General features: G+C 35.4%; 13 protein-coding genes and 1 tRNA gene. 11 read left to right on the top strand and 3 right to left on the bottom strand.

Annotated features, from left to right (window positions below; genetic code table 11):
- Positions 1-19: 19 nt before the first annotated feature.
- The 8 genes from ACZ9HT_RS08740 to ACZ9HT_RS08775 all read left to right on the top strand — a co-directional run bounded on the left by ACZ9HT_RS08740 (position 20) and on the right by ACZ9HT_RS08775 (position 11,015).
- A complete protein-coding gene (locus tag ACZ9HT_RS08740) occupies positions 20-634 on the top strand; it encodes a response regulator (protein ID WP_476040094.1) in 615 nt (204 codons plus the stop codon).
- 109 nt (positions 635-743) lie between these two features.
- Positions 744-1,529, top strand: coding sequence for a T9SS type A sorting domain-containing protein (locus tag ACZ9HT_RS08745; RefSeq protein ID WP_476040095.1), 786 nt, complete (start codon positions 744-746; stop codon positions 1,527-1,529).
- Positions 1,530-1,540: 11 nt separating this feature from the next.
- Positions 1,541-3,901 (top strand): hypothetical protein, encoded by a 2,361-nt coding sequence (locus tag ACZ9HT_RS08750; protein WP_476040096.1) that lies wholly within the window; start codon positions 1,541-1,543, stop codon positions 3,899-3,901.
- A gap of 20 nt (positions 3,902-3,921) precedes the next feature.
- The gene (locus ACZ9HT_RS08755; protein ID WP_476040097.1) at positions 3,922-6,114 is read left to right on the top strand and encodes a hypothetical protein; all 2,193 of its coding nucleotides are present in this window, start codon (positions 3,922-3,924) and stop codon (positions 6,112-6,114) included.
- A gap of 16 nt (positions 6,115-6,130) precedes the next feature.
- Complete coding sequence (locus ACZ9HT_RS08760; RefSeq protein WP_476040098.1) at positions 6,131-7,456, top strand: proprotein convertase P-domain-containing protein; 1,326 nt, start codon at positions 6,131-6,133, stop codon at positions 7,454-7,456.
- A 376-nt stretch (positions 7,457-7,832) separates the two neighbouring features.
- A complete protein-coding gene (locus ACZ9HT_RS08765) occupies positions 7,833-8,732 on the top strand; it encodes an FAD-binding domain-containing protein (protein WP_476040099.1) in 900 nt (299 codons plus the stop codon).
- A gap of 192 nt (positions 8,733-8,924) precedes the next feature.
- Positions 8,925-10,409: a cryptochrome/photolyase family protein gene (locus tag ACZ9HT_RS08770; protein ID WP_476040100.1), complete on the top strand. Its 1,485-nt coding sequence runs from the start codon at positions 8,925-8,927 to the stop codon at positions 10,407-10,409.
- 534 nt (positions 10,410-10,943) lie between these two features.
- Positions 10,944-11,015 (top strand) — tRNA-Arg (locus ACZ9HT_RS08775).
- 110 nt (positions 11,016-11,125) lie between these two features.
- Here the strand turns inward: ACZ9HT_RS08775 and ACZ9HT_RS08780 are convergent.
- Entirely contained in the window at positions 11,126-12,136 is a 1,011-nt protein-coding gene (locus ACZ9HT_RS08780; protein ID WP_476040101.1) for a M28 family metallopeptidase, read from the bottom strand.
- A gap of 89 nt (positions 12,137-12,225) precedes the next feature.
- On the opposite strand from ACZ9HT_RS08780, the gene ACZ9HT_RS08785 reads away from it, so the two are divergent.
- Positions 12,226-13,371: a methionine aminotransferase gene (locus ACZ9HT_RS08785; RefSeq protein WP_476040102.1), complete on the top strand. Its 1,146-nt coding sequence runs from the start codon at positions 12,226-12,228 to the stop codon at positions 13,369-13,371.
- Between the two features lie 45 nt (positions 13,372-13,416).
- Here ACZ9HT_RS08785 and ACZ9HT_RS08790 read toward each other — a convergent pair whose 3' ends face one another.
- On the bottom strand, positions 13,417-13,725 hold the full coding sequence (locus ACZ9HT_RS08790; protein WP_476040103.1) for a hypothetical protein: 309 nt from the start codon (positions 13,723-13,725) through the stop codon (positions 13,417-13,419).
- A 340-nt stretch (positions 13,726-14,065) separates the two neighbouring features.
- Here ACZ9HT_RS08790 and ACZ9HT_RS08795 point away from each other — a divergent pair, with 340 nt between their 5' ends.
- Positions 14,066-14,221 (top strand): type II toxin-antitoxin system RelE/ParE family toxin, encoded by a 156-nt coding sequence (locus ACZ9HT_RS08795; protein WP_476040104.1) that lies wholly within the window; start codon positions 14,066-14,068, stop codon positions 14,219-14,221.
- Complete coding sequence (locus tag ACZ9HT_RS08800; protein WP_476040106.1) at positions 14,221-14,517, top strand: helix-turn-helix domain-containing protein; 297 nt, start codon at positions 14,221-14,223, stop codon at positions 14,515-14,517. The genes ACZ9HT_RS08795 and ACZ9HT_RS08800 overlap by 1 nt, the downstream gene beginning before the upstream one ends.
- A gap of 5 nt (positions 14,518-14,522) precedes the next feature.
- On the opposite strand, the gene ACZ9HT_RS08805 is transcribed toward ACZ9HT_RS08800, so the two are convergent.
- Entirely contained in the window at positions 14,523-17,582 is a 3,060-nt protein-coding gene (locus ACZ9HT_RS08805) for a DNA polymerase III subunit alpha (RefSeq protein WP_476040107.1), read from the bottom strand.
- Positions 17,583-18,010: the final 428 nt, after the last annotated feature.

The raw sequence follows: 18,010 nt of genomic DNA on the forward strand, positions 1-18,010 counted from the left end.
TAAACAATTTTCCCACGTTATGATCCGAATTTTTGCATATGATGACAGTAAAGAACGTCTCCACAGTTTGCAGGCGCTTATTTCGCTGAGCGATAATTTAGAATATATCGGTGATGCAGAAAACTGCGAAAATGTACTGGTAGAAATGATGAAATTTACGCCAGATGTTGTGTTGATGGACATTAACATGCCGATCGTAGATGGAATTGAGGGTTTAAAAATCATCAAGTCCAAATTCCCACACATCAAAGTTTTAATACAAACTGCTTTTGACGACAGTGATAAAATTTTTGAAAGTATTTCTAATGGTGCGAGCGGTTATATCTTAAAATCCGACAGCCCAACGAAAATTCTTCAGGCCATAGAAGAAGTTTATCAGGGAGGAGCCGCTATGAATCCTGCTATTGCAAAGTGTGTTCTGGATTATTTTTCTCCAAAAAAAAATATAGAAATTCTAACAGTAAAAGAACAGGAAGTTCTGAAATCTCTGGCGCAGGGAAACAGCTACAAAATGGTTGCAGATCAATTGGGAGTCAGCTATTCTACCGTAAATTCCCACACCAAACATATTTACGAAAAACTACATATTTCCTCTTTGGGTGAAGCCATCGCCTGGTACTATAAAAACACCTGATCCAAAAAAATCTACTCTATTTCATCCCTATTTTTAGGGATTTTTTTTTGTGCCTAAAAAAATAATCTTTGTAAACACAAATGATGAAAATCAATTTAAAATTGAGATTATGAAAACACTACAGAAAAAATTAATGATGAAAAGTTTTAGATTTCTTTTACTGCTGCTGTGTGGTTTTAACTTTGCGCAGGTTCCTAACGGAGATTTCAGCAGCGGCACGACCGGATGGAGCATAAGTCCTGCAACCTTCAGTATGAGTGCTACAGCCGGGTATATGCAAGTGAACCAATCTGGAATTTACACCAATACCTTTTATTTAAAATCTTCGACTTTCCCTGTTCCTTCCGGAAATCTTTCCATTCAGTACAGCTTCACCAATGTCTCGTTTGACCCTATGATGGGTTACCAACCGATGGGAAGTCCAGATGTAAGAGTTAGAGATACCAGTGGTAACCTCATCGCTTATTACAACGGCGGAACCAGCTGCAGCAATAATACCCAAATATATGGTCTACCCCCGACAAATTCCTGCACGACCTTAAATTTACCAATTGCGATTGCGGGAAATTACTACGTAGAATTTTCTGCTTCTTCAAATCAGGCAAGATATTTTGTGCTGGACAATATTGCCTACACTACTTCCGTCACTTTACAGACCGGAGAAATAAGCACTGAAAAAATTTCAGTTTATCCAAACCCTGCTACAGATAGAATAATCATTAAAAATGCTAAAAACATAAGAGGTATTATCATCTATGATTCTGTGGGAAGAGTTGTAAAAATCAGCAAAACAAATTCTGAAATTCTGGATGTCTCCATCTTAACAAAAGGCACTTACCTCATTGAGATTTTATCTGATGATGGATCCGTCCGAACAAAATTTATTAAAGACTAAAAATCACAACTATGAAAACGATACAAAAATTTGTAATGTTCTGCTTCCTGAGTGCCGTTTGTATTTTGCAGGCGCAGGATAATCAGAGAAAAGGTTGGGATGGCGTTGTAAAAGGAGGAAGTCTGTCTATTGGTTACAATAATACGATGCCTAATTCTACAAGCAAAGATGTTTATGTTCTGAATTCATCAGGAATTAGTGCAGATGCATTTATTCCTTTTTCTCTTTTCAGAAAAGATTGGGACGGAACGGTGAAAGGTGGAAATTTTGGTATTAACATCGGTGGTACTTACAATTTTGGAGCAAGTGGTGATCCTGAAGTAATGTTACCCAATGCTATTAATATCATTGGACAGACTTCTTCAAATGTTGCGTATAAAACATCCAGTTCTCAACAGACTGGTTTGCGGTTTGGCGGTGGTCCACAAGTCAATTTCAACTTTAGTGAGCGGTTTATTTTTGCGCCGATGATCTTAGCGGAATATTTTTCCATGACCCAGAATGAGTTGAATATTATACAGTCCAGCGAGATCAATGGAAAACTGAAAGAATACAATTTATTAACGTTGCCAGAAACTAAGACCAGTGGTTTGGCAATTACTCCAAAAATAAGACTGCAATATTTTATCTCTAAAAGTTTAGGAATTTTCGCGGACGGCGCTTATGTTTTTGGTCCAAAAATAAATACTCAGGTCACTACTTTGGTTCCTTTGGGAAAGACCAATCAGGAAGGACAATATGAGCAACAGCAACTTGATCTAGGAACAAAAGTAACGGGTGACGTTGTAAAAACTTCCTATAATGCTTTCAGTGCAAGTGTGGGTTTAAGTTATTCCTTTGGCGGAAATAATGGATCTGGAGAGAATCCCACTCCCGCAAAAGCTAATATTAACAAATCACGCAGTAGTATTAAGCAACAAATTAATACGAATCCTGTTGATTCGGCTGATAATCCACAAAAACCCGAACCTGCAAAAGCTAATATCAATAAATCAAGAAGCAATATTAAGCAGCAGGTAGCAACCAATAACGATAATGAATCTGATGAAGATGGTAAAGATATTTTCACTGCGACTTATATTAAGAAAGAATCAAAAGATGATTTTTCCTGTTTAAAAATAATATATCCAAACAATGGAAGTAATCAAAATATTGAAGAACCCATTAAAATAAGAATAAACACTGAAAATCGATCTAAAAAAGAAAACTTAAATATTCAAGTTTATAAAATCTCAAATGATAAAACGTTTTTTACAAAGAAGGAAAATAGTAAAGAACTATTTAATACGTATAGTACGAGTCTGCTATCAAACAGTTTTGAGAAGGAGGCAAAAGAAACAGGATTTAAACCGATATCAATTTCTTCAAAACAAAGTGGCTCAATCATAGAAGCGACGATTGAAAAAGGAAAATTAACGGAAGGTGCATATAAGATGGTAATTATTAACGAATGTGGAGTAGCAATGAGTAATTTTATGGTTTCTTCATCTGCACTAAAAACAATTTCTCTAACTACTAATTGTAAAGAGAAATTTGGAGATTATTCATATACATTTAAAGTTCAGAATGTAGGATCAAACGCGATCAACATTACTAGTATTCCCGCCTTTACAAGTTCGACAGGCACGGTTAGCGGATTTTCAGTTTCACCGTCTCCTACTCTGATCATAGCCTCAGGAGCAATACAAACTTTTACGGGAAATTTTAGTTACACAGGAACATACACGGGAACTGTTTACGCTTCTATCTCTGGCCATCAGGTTGGTAACACCTTTCTCCTCAGCACGGATACAGAAATGGGAGAGCTAAAGTCTTGCATATGTGATTTTTGTGATCAAAAAGCAGATTTTGATTCAGATCCCACTCCGGGTGCAACTTATAGTATTGCAGGAAATTCTTTAACCATACAGCAAAATTGGTGGGATATGAATCCTGCAACTGCATCTACAATCATAGCGGCAAAAGCAGAAATAATTTTTTTCAGTAGAGAAGTAAGTGATGAATGCATGAAATGTGATAGAGACAGCAACCAATGGGGAAACTTTATCGGGGGTCGCGCTGGAAATTCTTTTGGCACTTTTGGAAATACCACAGGTTCTGTTACTGGAAATACGCACCACACCCTTTATTTTGCAAACCCAAATAGATATTCATTTAATACTTCAATCAGTTTGCCACCACTTTCTACTTTGAAATGCTGCTGCGAAAAAATAAAATTTAAAATTAGATATACCTATACGTACAGAGACCAAAATGGGGTGTGTAAAATGTGCAGTCAGGTCTTTGAATATAGTTATCAGAGAGGAGAATGCAAAATAATTCACAATCCACGGGTTCCGCGTAGAAATCCTGCAGATGCAATTTTAAATTAAAAATATTAAAAACTAAAATCATGACAAATTTTAAATATATATTCTTTTTAGCTTTATTGATAATTAATTTTAAGGGCTCTGGACAACTCCCATTAACATTTGGAGATGGTGTTATTACACACAACAGCAGTTTTAATGGAGCTTCTACTGGTAAAGTAGTTCAAATTATTAAAACTCATAACACAGCAACGGCACCACTGGGACAGAACTGGAATACGCCAACAATGACACCTCCTGGAACCAAACCCGCCAACTGGAGTGCTCCAAATTGGGGCGGTTCAACACTTGGTACTGTTTTCGGAATTACTTTGGATGAAAATATACAACCGAATATTTACGTTTCTTCTACACAGATTTATAGCTGGTCTGGTGCTCTCAATTTCAGGAAAATTTGGAGACTCGACGGTAGTGCATCTGGTGCAGGATCTCATTCGCTCGTTTTTGATTTTAATAATATTTCTGGCACAGGCACCTCTAATAGTTCAAAATCTCTAGGAAATTTGAAATTTGCGAAATTTGGATCAATTGAAAACATCTACGTTTCTGACTTTGAAACAGGTGAGATTCACAGATTAATTGGAGCAACTAATACTTCTACCCTTTGGAGTAATCAACCTGCATTTAATCCCAAATTTGGTAGAGCGAATGACGATGTAAATGAAAAACCCTACGGTTTAGCAATACGTAAAATTTCAGCAAGTTTGTCGAAATTATACTATTCCAAAGTTTCAACTTATAATAATACAAATTTAGCAGGAGGTTATGGTAATAACGAAATCTATTCCGTCGATCTGGACGCTACAGGCAATTTTATTCCCGGAACAGAAACTTTAATATCTATCCCAAACATCAATGTGCCTGCTAGTCAATGGAACGGATCGGGCTGTGTAAACTTACCAGTGATATCAGATATCGCCTTTACAAATGATGGTAAAAAGATGTTGATCGGACAACAAAGTTGGAAAAGTTTTGGCGAGCTCGCTCCGCACAATTCAAAAGTTGTAGAATTTGAAAACATTCCCTTGGGTTCAAATACTTGGATAAATACACCAAATCTATTTCCTTCCGGAGTTTTGCTTGGAACCGCCAATTCTTGTACAGGATTTCTTGGAGGCAATACTAACGCGGTAGGTGGAGTAAGTTATTCTGATAACATTTTAAAAACAAATGCAGATTATGAATGTAATTCCTCTGTTTACTTTACTTCAGATTACATTAACAATAGTTACGTAAGTACATATTCTAGTAATAATAATTTAGTTTATGGAGTTCAGGGTATGGCTGCAACCGGTGGCACTTTAGCAACTTCACTATGGATTGACGCTGATGATAACTTGGTGTATTATGACAAAATAAAACTTGGTGATATTGAAATTTACAGAAAACCTGCTGTTTGTGCAGCTTGTGAATGTGGCAGTTGGGAGTCAATTACTCTTAACGATAATGAACAATGGTGGGTTAATTCTTCTGCTCCACCACTTCCTCCCGTTCCACCTTTAATTTTTAACCAAGGTGAATCTACTGGCGTAATATTTCCTCATTATAAATGTGAAGGAACGTGCGACCCAAGTTTTAGTTATGAATTAATGACTGCGGGCAAGCCAGTATCTTTGGGAACCGGTACTTCTTTAGACTTAAATCAACGCATCATTAAAAGTTTGTCTTGTGGAAGTTATACCATCTCCATAACGCCTAAATGTGGTAATAAAAATTGCCCGCCAATCATGATCCCTCTAGTAATTGTTTGTCCTCCACCGTGTAGTGATTGTGGTGGGAATGCGAGTGTAATTTCTCAAGGTAATCCTGTATATAAAAACGGTCTTGTTTCTGCCAATTTTGTAATCAATAACAGTACTCCCGTATCTGAAGTTCGTTTATTGGTAGAAGAATTTAGATTAGTTTCTTCCACGGGAAATGAAAACTGCATCCTTTGCAAAAACACTCCAAAAACTTGGGGCAGCATACAAAGAGCATTTCTTTCTTTAATGGGAATAGCTTCAAATAATTCAGAAACGATAGATAATAGAGAAGTAGTTTTTAAAAATTCTGGAATTATTTCTATGCCAGGAAATTTATCATTCTCTCTGGCATTGCCCCAAACAACAGGTTTAGACTGTTGTGATTTAAGAGCAGAGATTTGCGTAAAAATTATAATCCGTGATGTTAACTGTTGTGAAAAAGAAAATTTAAAATGTTTTACGGTAGATTTATAGTAAATTTTAAAAACAAATGCAAATACTGAAAATTAAACTTTTAAACAGGCACTTTCTACAAGGGTCTGTTTATGTTTTTTTTAGCCTTGTTCTATCAATAAATATAAATGCTCAAATATTTACCGCTAAAAATGTAGAACTCTATGACAATTTTAAAGAGGCATTTACCCAAGAAATTCTCCTGGAAGTTTCTGGATTACCAATGAATATTAACGGAATATTCGGTCTGGAAAGTGTAGAAATAACGCTTCATCACAATAGAACCAGTGATTTAAAAATTCAACTGCAGGCTCCCGACGGAACAACCTCCTGGGTGACCAACAGAAATGGCGGATTAACTGGAAAAGATTATATAAACACAAAATTTTCTCAATTTGGTAAAAATGGACTAATTAATACCGGAAAAAATCCTTTCACTGGAAACTACATTCCCGACGGACAATTTGCCTATTTCAACAACAGTCAAAATCCAAACGGAACTTGGAAGTTATTAATCGAGGACTTAAAGGCAGAAGAGAAAGGTTTTCTGGATGAGGTGAAAATAACGTTTGGTAATCAGCCCGCAATGATTAAAAGTAAGAGAGTTTGTAACTTCTTGACCCCTGAATTTTGCAGTAATGACATTGGAACAAAAGAATTACTACCCGATTTGGTCATTGTTCCATATTTCACAAAAACTCAATTTCAGGAATTTTCAAAAGATGATGAACATTATCCTTCTCAGCTTAAAATTTCTGTTGCCATAGCCAATATCGGTTCCGGTCCTTTAGAGGTTTTTCCAGATACTTTACAGATGAACACTCAGAAATTCAATTTGCAGAAATCCGAAAAACGCTTTCCGCTTTTTCAAAAAATATATTCGTTGGAAGGAAACAAATTTATATCTGAAAATAGAAGATCCGGTTCTATTTATTACGAAAAAATGCTGGGACACGAACATTATCATGTGGATGACTGGATTGAAATGAGGTTGGTGAAAGATATAAATGGGAAAAGAGTCATTGTTTCAAAAGGAGGTAAAGTAAGCTATTGCCTTTTTACAAATGGAATGCTTAACGAAAACGACCAAAACAGTATAATAAATAAAAAACAATACGGAAGCGATCTAATAAATTACGGATTGGGCGACTATTCTGGTTGCGAACTTATGAAACAGGGCATCGCAGTAGGCGGATATGATTATTACGGATTAATGTACGAAGGTCAGTTTTTAACTTTACCAAAAGACATGAAAAACGGAAACTACTTTTTAGAAATTGAGATTGATCCTGACCATAAATATTTCGAAAGCAATCGAAAAAACAATCTTTTTTCAATGCCCATAAAAATTGAAAATCAATAATGATCGAAGAAAAATAATTAAACTAAATCTACCTTTTTGAAGATGGATTTTTTTAGGCATAACTTCAAATATTTACTAACAGATCTCCGTAAACCCAAATTAATTTTATAAATTTAATCCAGTTCTGTTTTTGGAACATATCTTTTAATAATCAAATAATCCTGCCATCGATTTTCCAACAGATTTTACCTCCATTCAGAAAAGAATTCAAGAAATTGATCCCATCCAATATGGCATCACCAGAAATTTCAAAAACGGCACAGTCACAAAACTCAGTCCCTACATTTCCCGAGGTGCTATTTCTACGCGCGACATTTTTGAGCATTTAAAAACTTTAAATTTAGAATGGTTTGAAGTCGAGAGATTAGTTCAGGAATTGGCGTGGCGCGATTTTTTTCAAAATGTCTGGAAAATGGAAGGAGACCAAATTTTCTCTGATCTTAAACAATCACAGGAAAATGTAGAAAATCACGGAATTCCAACCGCTATTTTAAAAGGCGAAACTAGTATCGAAATTTTAGATGAAGCCATAAAAACCCTCTACGAAACTGGTTATCTTCACAACCATTTGCGAATGTATCTCGCATCCGTTTGTTGTAACATTGCGCATTGTCATTGGTCGGAACCTGCGAAATGGCTTTATAGTCATTTACTAGATGGAGATTTGGCGAGCAATCATTTAAGTTGGCAATGGGTCGCCGGAAGTTTCTCCAAAAAGAAATATGTTGCGAATCAGGATAACCTGAATAAATATTTTGGTGGAACTCAGAAAAATACCTTTTTAGATGTCGATTACTCAGCATTTGAAACTTTAAAAACGCCCGAAATTTTAAAAGAAACTGAGCAGTTTACTTTAAAAACTTCTTTGGATCAATCAAAGATTGACGAAATTTTAAATGAAAAAACAATGCTATTCAATTATTATAATCTTGATCATTTATGGCACAAAGACGAAGAATTTCAAAAAGTACTTCTTCTCGAACCATCTTTTTTTGAAAAACATCCTGTTTCTCAAAAAGTTCTGAACTTTGCTTTGGATCTTTCTAAAAATATTCCCGACCTTAAAATTTTTGTTGGAGAATTTTCTGATTTAAATGTTATTATTTCTACTGAAAACATTTATTACAAAGAACATCCAACCAATAATCTTTATCAGGGAAATAGTGAAAAGAGAAAATCACTTTCAACTTTGGAAGGTAATTTCCCCTCCTTTTTCAACTACTGGAAAAAAATCAAAAAAGAATTACAATACGAATTTGAGCTCGATTCAAATTAAATAATAATATTTCTTTAAATTTTTGAAGTTCAGCATAATTTACCTTTGAAATATTCCAATGCACTGCGCTAAGTGAAAAGCCTTTGCGAGCTTTTAATTCAGTGGTTTTTAAAGAAATCTTTGCGTTTCTTTGCGTTAAAAATTAAGTGTTTTGCTATTCTGATTTTCAATACTTCCTTAAAATAAATTTCAATGTCAAAAATAGTCAACCTCATTTTTCCCAATCAATTATTTGAAAATCATGCTTTGCTTAAAAATGGTGGTGATATTTATTTAATTGAAGAGTACCTATTTTTTAAAGAATTCAAATTTCATAAGCAGAAAATAGCTTTCCACAGAGCAACCATGAAGTTTTTTCAAACTTATTTGGAAAAGAAAGGGGCGGAAATAATTTACATTGAAAGTGATGACGAATTATCCGATATCAGAAATTTTCACTCTGAGATTAAAAAGAAAAAAATAACGGAAATAAATATCGTTTCTCCCAGCGATGATTGGCTCGAACGAAGATTAAAAAAAGTTTGCGAAAATATCAAACTCAATATTTTAGATTCTCCACAATTCATCAATAACAAAAGCGATTTAGCTGAATTCTTCAACCCAGAAAAAAAATTCTACTTTCAAACGGCATTTTACAAACAGGAAAGAATACGCCTTAATATTTTAATGACACAAGACGGAAAACCTGAAGGGGAAAAATGGACTTTCGACGTCGAGAACAGAAAGAAATATCCAAAAAATCAGTCGCCACCTTCCATTCTTTTTCCCGAAAGTTCTGAACTTTGGAAGGAAGCCGTAAACTACACTGAAAAAAAATTCACCAACAATCCTGGCGAAGTTTCCGAAAATCCGCTCTACCCTATCACTCACCAGGAATCTCAACAATGGCTGGAACAATTCTTCGATTACCGATTCCACGATTTCGGCGTTTATGAAGATTCGATCGTGCAAAAAGAATCCTATCTCAATCACAGTATTTTGTCTCCTTTGATTAATTCCGGACTGCTGAAACCGATCGATGTCATTAATCAAACGCTAATTTTCGCGGAGAAAAATAAAATCCCCCTCAATTCTCTGGAAGGTTTCATCCGTCAGATCATTGGTTGGCGCGAGTTTATGCACGGAATGTATCTCTACAAAGGTCGGTTTTCCCGCACTCAGAATTTCTTCAACTTTACCCGAAAAATCCCCAAAAGTTTTTATGATGGAACCACCGGAATTCCACCCGTCGATGAAACCATTAAGAAAGTTTTAAAAACCGGCTATTGCCATCACATCGAACGTTTGATGATTCTAGGAAATTTCATGTTGCTCTGCGAATTCAATCCCAAAGAAGTTTACAAATGGTTTATGGAACTCTTCATCGATGCGTACGATTGGGTAATGGTTCCGAACATTTACGGAATGAGTCAGTTTGCCGACGGTGGGACTTTTGCGACGAAACCCTATTTAAGCGGTTCCAATTACATTAAAAAAATGAGTGATTACGCAACTGCCGACTGGGAAAAAATTTGGGACGGATTGTTTTGGCGGTTTGTCGGAACTCATGAAGAATTTTTCAAAAAAAATCCACGCGTCTCCATGATGCATTATTCTTTTCAAAAAATGGATGAAGAGAAAAAGAAATCTCACTTAAAAACCGCAAACGATTTTCTGGAAACTTTAGATGCAATTTAATTTTCTTTTTAGGAGTAAGAAAATTGATATCTCTTCCGAAGATCACACCCGCTTTCTATTCCAATCTTTTTGTTTGGGCTGTCGCCAAAACAAAAAGGATTTCCATGTCAATCGGGACTAGAATAAAGATTTAGATTTTTTCATAAAATAGAAGAAATCTATAAAAGTTTTCAGTAATCTTCGCTAACAGAGTTCATAATCAGGCACTTATCCACAATTTACTGTTAGTAAGCTGTTAATTTTAACATTAAATTCACATTTGGTCTTCAATTAATTCCTATTTTTACTTCGAGATAAAAATTGAAATGAAGACAATTTTCTTTTTCCAAAAATATAAATTACTTTTAAATTGAGTATAAAAATTTAAGTACAGCACCGTCGGCTGTGCTTTTTTCTTGATGTCTAACTAAAAAATGAGATCTTCTTATCTACTGGATCCGCTTCTAAAGAGCGGATTCTTTTCATAAGCGCTGTTAGAGCTTTGAGCTCTAATAGCGCTCCCACAAAAAATTCCTTAAATTTGACTCCTACTTAAGCTTCATAGTTCAACGGATAGAATAAGAGTTTCCTAAACTTTAGATCCGGGTTCGATTCCCGGTGAGGCTACTTTTTAAAAGAGCCAGGTAAAAAGTAAAAAGAAACATATTTCGCTCCTCTACTTTCCACTTGGCTCTTTTACCTTTTACCTTGGCTCTTGAACAAGTCGCGACTTGTCTCTACTTCTTATCGACTACAATGCGATCTTTTCTATTCGCAATTTCCCAGGCAGTCGCAAAAACCAGTTGGGTGCGTTTTTGTAAAGCAACATAATCAATTTTATCTGGTGTGTCACTTGGTTTGTGATAATCGGCATGAATGCCGTCAAAGTAAAAAGCAACCGGAACTCCGTTCTTTGCAAAGTTGTAATGATCTGAGCGGTAATACAATCTTTCCGTATCGTTTGGGTCGTCGTATTTGTAATTCAGTTCTAATTTTACGGTAGCAGCGTTGGCTGCAACATTGATCTTTTTTAATTCCTTGCTCAACATTTCTGATCCAATCACGTAAACATAATCCTTTCCACAATTCGCAGGATCGCATCTTCCGATCATATCGATATTCAGATCGACTACCGTATTTGCCATCGGAAAAACCGGATTGTCTGCGTAATATTTCGAACCTAAAAGTCCGTGTTCTTCTCCTGTAACATGTAAAAATAAGATGGAGCGTTTCGGCCCGTTTCCAGAGTTCTTCGCCATTTGAAAAGCTTTTGCAATTTCAAGAACAGCTACTGTTCCACTTCCGTCATCATCGGCTCCGTTATAAATTTGTCCATCTCTCATTCCCAAATGATCGTAATGTGCTGAGATCACAATTACTTCTTCCGGCTTTTCAGAACCTTCGATGAACGCTAAAATATTCTCAGATTCAGGTAAGTTTCCGCGTCTTCCCATCAAAGCTTCTTTCGGTACGATCTGATAATAAGAACTCATCGATTTTGGATGAGAAACTCCCATTTTTTGATACTGTTCAATCAAATAGCGACCAGCTTTTTTCTGACCTTCGCTTCCAGTATCACGACCTTCCATTTCATCAGATGCTACCACATAAAGATTCGTTTTCAAATCAGCAGCCGTAATCGACTCGTAAGATGTTTTAAAAGATGATCCAGAATAAGATAGATTAGCCGCGCAACTTTGTAATAAAGCAAACGCAATAATGGGTATTAGAAACTTCGAATTTTTCATGTATTTATCAATTTTTGAAGCCTAAAGATAAGTTTAATTTTTAGGATAAGTCCATTGGATTTTTCACTAATTTTGATAAAAACTAAAATATGTTTCTCCCGAAAAAGCACTCCGGTTCCGACAATACGATCTTCTCTGAAATGACAGCTCTCGCTCAAAAACATGAGGCTGTAAATCTTTCTCAGGGATTTCCAGATTATGAAATTGATGACCGCTTGAAAAAACTACTGTGCGAAGGAACAGAAAAAAACTTCAATCAATATGCGCCAATGTCGGGAAATCCCTTGCTCATTGAAAACCTTATTGAATTTAATAAGCAGAGAACAATTCCAATTTCGATCACTGCGGAAAACATTACGATTTCTCCCGGAGCAACTTATGGAATATATACTGCATTAGCTTCTGTCATTAGTTTTGGTGATGAAGTAATTGTTCTCGAACCGAATTATGATTCTTATGTTCCCGCTATCGAAATGAACGGTGGGAAACCCGTTTTTGTAAGTCTTAATGATGATTTTAAATTAAATTTTGAAACTTTAAAAAAAGCCATCATGGAAAAAACAAAAGCGATCATCATTAATTCTCCACACAATCCTTCAGGAAAAATCTGGAAAAAAGAAGATTGGGATCAACTTTCTGATCTTCTGGAAAACACCGAAATTGTCGTTATTTCAGATGAAGTTTATGATATTCTGACTTACGATGGAGGAGAATTTTACAGCGCTTTTCATCATCCAAAACTTCGGGAAAGATGTTTCAGTATTTTTTCTTTTGGGAAAATGTTTCACATCACGGGTTGGAAAGTCGGTTATATTTTAGCTTCTCCCGAACTTTCCGAAGCGTATCGTCGGGTTCATCAATATCTTGCTTTCAGTGTAAATGCTCCGGCTCAATATGCTTTAGCCAAATATCTCGAAGTTTTTGATCCTAAGAAGAACATCAAACTCATGCAACAAAAGAGAGATTTTTTCCTCAATGAAATCCAAGATTTACCTTTTACTTTAAATGAAAAAGCTGAAGCTGGCTATTTTCAAATTCTCAGTTTCAAAAACATTTCGGAGCTTTCAGATAAAGACTTCGCCGTTTGGTTGACGGAAAAAGCAAAAGTCGCCACCATTCCGGTTTCCGCATTTTATCATGATCAGAAAAGTACAGGAAATGTGAGATTTTGTTTTGCGAAAAAAGAGGAAACGATTTTGAAAGCGGTGGAGAATTTGAAGAAGTATTTAGAATAAAAAAAACCTTAATTAATTTAAAACTAAGCAGTAACGCAATACATCTTATAACCAGATTTTCTTATCTCTGCAGCGGTCCAAAATATATTTTTTCAAACTTAAAATTGCTTTCTGATATTGCGGCGCCTCATACCCGAAACGGTCATGTTCCATCTGTTCTTTTTCCAGGTCATTGCATCCTTTTATGACTTCTTGCAGCATATCGATCATTGCTAATTCTTTGCTGTTCGATTTCTCAAATTTAAATTCTATAATTTCGGTTTCCAGGTCCCCACAATATTCCAAAAGTTCGATCACTTCAGGTTCTTGGAGTAAGGAAGGATTATTTTTGAAAATTTCCCGTGTAGATTTCATCGCATAAAGTTTTAAACAAATTTAGGGATTATCCTCAAAGTCTTTACGAAAATATAAATCTTCGTAGTAATGATGATTTCAATAAGCAAAAATTTTAGATGAAAAAAATCCTACCCCGTTTTGATATTGTTCCATTATTAGTTAACTTTGCGTATTGAAACAATTAGAGAAATCGTTTTTTATAAACACTACTTTGACGAGTTTTTTGAAACCCTTACCGATAAAGTAAAAGACAAAATTGACGAAGTTCTTTTTATGATCACTATTCTTGAGAGAGTTCCTGCTAAATTTTTTAAAAGTATTGAAGGGGTAAAAGATCTTTTCGAAGTCAGGATTGAATATGAAAGTAATATCTATATTCTGTTGTTTAGACAAAGGAAATTTAGTAGTCCTTTTTAATGGTTTTCAGAAAAAAAGTCAGAAAACTCCAACCAAAGAATTAAATAAGGCAGAGAAAATAATGGCGGAATATTTTAACGAGGTAAAGAATAAATAATGGAAAATAAAAATATAAAAAACTTCGCCGAACATCTTGATAAAAGACACGGTAAAATAGGTACAGAAGCAAGAACTAACTTTGAAATCAAAGCCAAATCTTTTGCAATTGGAGCGTTAATTAAAGAGGAAAGAAAACTGGCAAACATGACCCAAGAACAATTGGCGGACAAAATCGGTGCTAAAAAAAGTTTCATTTCCAGAATCGAAAATGGACATAGCGACATTCAACTTTCAACACTTTATAAATTGATTGAATTGGGACTTGGACGAAAAATTACTTTTACTATTCAATAGAGAAATTACTTCACCACCATTTTATTTCGCGGCAACCCAATCTCATGTTCCTGCGGATAAGGATTTCTGGTCGTCATGCTTACATCTTCATTAATTTTTTTGTGTACTTCATAACTTTTTTCTTGATCTTCCGCATAACGTGGATCCGGAATAAAAGGCATTTTTGCCATCTTGAAAATCGTAATTGTTGGGAAATGAAAATCAACTTCCACCATTCCCAACAACAAATAACAACCGCCACCCTGAAAAGGATATTTTTGCAAATTATCCGGGAAATGAGCCGTGTCGAAAAAGTTTCCTTCCGTATCGATCCAGGTTCCAAAAAACATAGTTCCTTTTTTCGTTGGAACGTGTTTACGCGAAATTAAATACGCCAACATTCTCACCTGTCGTTTATGATGCCGCGGTAAATGTCTTGCCATGATGATACTGCGGTATTTCGTCTGTAACAAATCAAAAGGACTGCAGGAAACGGAAAATCCGAGGATTTCTATTTCATCAAAAGCATCTTCAAACCGGTTTCTATTCAATACTGGAAGTTGATATTCCTGAACGGGCGTTTCAAAAAAAGTCGGCAATCGATATTCAGGTTTAAAATGGATCATGAGTAATCTCGCTTCAATCAACAATTCATTTTTAGGTTTTCCCGTAAAACGAAAAGCACCAACAAAGATCAAGGTCTGCAACGTTTCAATCCCAACTGGAACACGTTTGATGAAATTCTCCAAAGAATTATACGCTCCATTTTTCATTCTTTCTTCAGGAATAAAATTAGCGATCCTGCTTTCGAGTTTTTCAATATGCATGAAACCTAAAAAAACATCTTCGTCATAAACCGTCGTTTCAAACAAACTTTTATTCACACAAGGATTATGAATTTTTCCACCACCCATTCTGCATTCATGAACGTACACTTCGGTCCGGTAAAAACCACCGCCATTATTGATGGCAGAAACCATAAATTCAATCGGATAATAAACCTTTAAGTATAAACTTTGATAACTTTCTACAGCATAAGACGCGGAGTGAGCCTTGCAAAAAGAGTAACCCGCAAACGATTCGATCTGTCGGTACACTTCTTTGGATAATTGTTCCGGATGACCTTGTTCCGCACAGGATTTAAAGAAATTCTCCTGCACTTCTTGCAACTTTTGAATCGACCGACTTTTTCCACTCATCGCGCGTCTTAAAACATCGCCGTCGTCTGCAGAAACACCGCCGAAATGTAAAGCGATTTTAATCACATCTTCCTGATAAACCATAATCCCATAAGTTTCGCCGAGTTGTTCTTTAAACACGTCGTGGAAATATTCAAACTTCGTGGGATTATTGTGTCGGAAAATATATTCCTTCATCATGCCACTTTTTGCCACACCCGGACGAATAATCGAAGACGCCGCGACCAAAGTTTTATAATCTTCACATTTCAATCTTCGAAGCAAACCACGCATAGCCGGACTTTCTATATAAAAACACCCAATTGTTTTGCCGATGCTTAAATAATCATTGCAATTTTTATCATTTTTAAAAAGAGTCGTATTTTGAATATCGATGGTAATTCCCTGATTTTTTTTGACGAGATCCAAAGTATCTTTAATCGTTCCCAATCCGCGCTGAGAAAGAATATCAAACTTTTCAAATCCAATATCTTCCGCCACATTCATATCAAATTGCACGATGGGAAAACCTTTTGGCGGCATTTCCAAAGCGGTGTAATTGGTGATCGGTTCCTGGGAAATAATAATTCCACAGGAATGCATGCTTCTTTGATTCGGGAATTTTTCAAGCAACATTCCGTACTTCTGAACGAGTTTTACGACTTTATTATCATCGTGAGTTGCCATAGGATTTTTCGCCAAAACATCGAGTTCTTCTTTCGGTAAACCAAAAGCTTTCCCAACTTCCCGAAAAATCGAACGATATTTAAACTCGACATTCGTTCCGCAAAAAGCCACATGATCTTTTCCGTAGCGTTCAAAAATATATTTTAGAATTTCATCGCGTTCCCGCCAACTCCAGTCGATATCAAAATCGGGTGGATTGTTTCGGTTCTTATTTAGAAATCGTTCAAAATAAAGATTGAGTTCAATGGGACAAATCTCTGTAATGCCAAGTAAATAACTAACGATACTATTTGCGCCACTTCCACGTCCAACATGTAGGAAACCTCGACTTATGCTGTATTTCACAATATCCAAAGTGATCAAAAAATAGCCTGAAAATTTCATTTCGGTGATGACTTTCAGTTCTTTCTCAATACGTTCGATGACCTCTTTTGATTTTTCAGGATATCTTTTTTCCAACCCATCGTAGGCGAATTTTCTTAAAAGCGCATCGTCATTTTTTTTATCTCGCGTAAAATGGATTTTATTTTTGGGCGTTTTAAAATCAAAATTAAAGGAACATTGATCTAAAATATATTGGGTATTCTTAATAATCTTCGGGTGATTTTTAAATTGCTCTGCAATTATTTCTACGGGCTGAAAAATTTCATTTGCTGAACAACAATCACTTTCCGAAAGTTTTGAGATCAAAGTATTTTTGTCAATGGCTCTTAAAATTTTATGAAGATTAAATTCTTTTTTTGTTTTAAAAGTAATCGGATGCAAAACGACCATTTTATCTAAAAATTTTTTCCATTGAGGCCGAATTAAAAGATTCAATTCTTCTGCACGAACTCCAATAAATTCGTTTTCCTTTAAAATTTCTGGAATATTTTGAAGCGGATAAATCACAAATACTTTCTTAAAATCAGGCGAAACTTGCGGAAGTGCTGCACCCTCGCAATTGTGATTGGTGAGTAAACGGTTGATCTCTGCAATTCCGGTTTCATCTTTGGCGATGGTAATATAAAGGAGTTGGTTTTCCTTTCGAATTTCTACGCCAACAATCGGTTTAATGTCAAACTTCTCACATTCTTTTTTAAAATCATAAATCGCGGTGACGGTATTAATATCGGTCAAAACCAATTCTCTTGCACCAAAATCGACGGCTTGCTTCACCAGTTCTTCAACTGATAAAGTGCCGTAACGGAGGCTGTGGAAAGTGTGGGAATTAAGGAACACGCTATTGATTATAAATTTTAGATTTTAAAATGAAATAATTCAAGTGTTTAAACAGATTGTCATTAAAAATATAATCACAACAGATTTTAAAAAATGAATTCTAAATGAGAATTTAGAGCATAACTATATTCTTCTTCATTCTTTTGTCTTGAAACAAAAGAACCAAAATTGCCTCTCTGATTTTTAATATTTTTATTTGAATCGGCGAATCTTCGGTTTCAAGACTGGAAACTCACCTAAAAATTAGAATTTAATCCTAAAACTTCCGAACTTGTCTCGTCTTCAGGACGAGACTTCAAACACCTGAAGTTTCTTTACGGCTCAAATTTTAATTTTCTTAACGGCTCCGTTTCCTAGGTCAAAAAAAAGATTTTCATCTGATGTGTTCTATTATTCAGCTGATTATTCTAAAAATCTTATGTGACTTA

The organism is Chryseobacterium sp. UYP7 (genome assembly GCF_056279225.1).

Coding starts and splice junctions, on each gene's coding strand:
- ACZ9HT_RS08740 (WP_476040094.1), top strand. CDS start 20: ATGATCCGAATTTTTGCATATGATGACAGTAAAGAACGTCTCCACAGT.
- ACZ9HT_RS08755 (WP_476040097.1), top strand. CDS start 3,922: ATGACAAATTTTAAATATATATTCTTTTTAGCTTTATTGATAATTAAT.
- ACZ9HT_RS08785 (WP_476040102.1), top strand. CDS start 12,226: ATGTTTCTCCCGAAAAAGCACTCCGGTTCCGACAATACGATCTTCTCT.
- ACZ9HT_RS08790 (WP_476040103.1), bottom strand. CDS start 13,725: ATGAAATCTACACGGGAAATTTTCAAAAATAATCCTTCCTTACTCCAA.
- ACZ9HT_RS08750 (WP_476040096.1), top strand. CDS start 1,541: ATGAAAACGATACAAAAATTTGTAATGTTCTGCTTCCTGAGTGCCGTT.
- ACZ9HT_RS08780 (WP_476040101.1), bottom strand. CDS start 12,136: ATGAAAAATTCGAAGTTTCTAATACCCATTATTGCGTTTGCTTTATTA.
- ACZ9HT_RS08795 (WP_476040104.1), top strand. CDS start 14,066: ATGAAAGTAATATCTATATTCTGTTGTTTAGACAAAGGAAATTTAGTA.
- ACZ9HT_RS08770 (WP_476040100.1), top strand. CDS start 8,925: ATGTCAAAAATAGTCAACCTCATTTTTCCCAATCAATTATTTGAAAAT.
- ACZ9HT_RS08800 (WP_476040106.1), top strand. CDS start 14,221: ATGGAAAATAAAAATATAAAAAACTTCGCCGAACATCTTGATAAAAGA.
- ACZ9HT_RS08745 (WP_476040095.1), top strand. CDS start 744: ATGAAAACACTACAGAAAAAATTAATGATGAAAAGTTTTAGATTTCTT.
- ACZ9HT_RS08760 (WP_476040098.1), top strand. CDS start 6,131: ATGCAAATACTGAAAATTAAACTTTTAAACAGGCACTTTCTACAAGGG.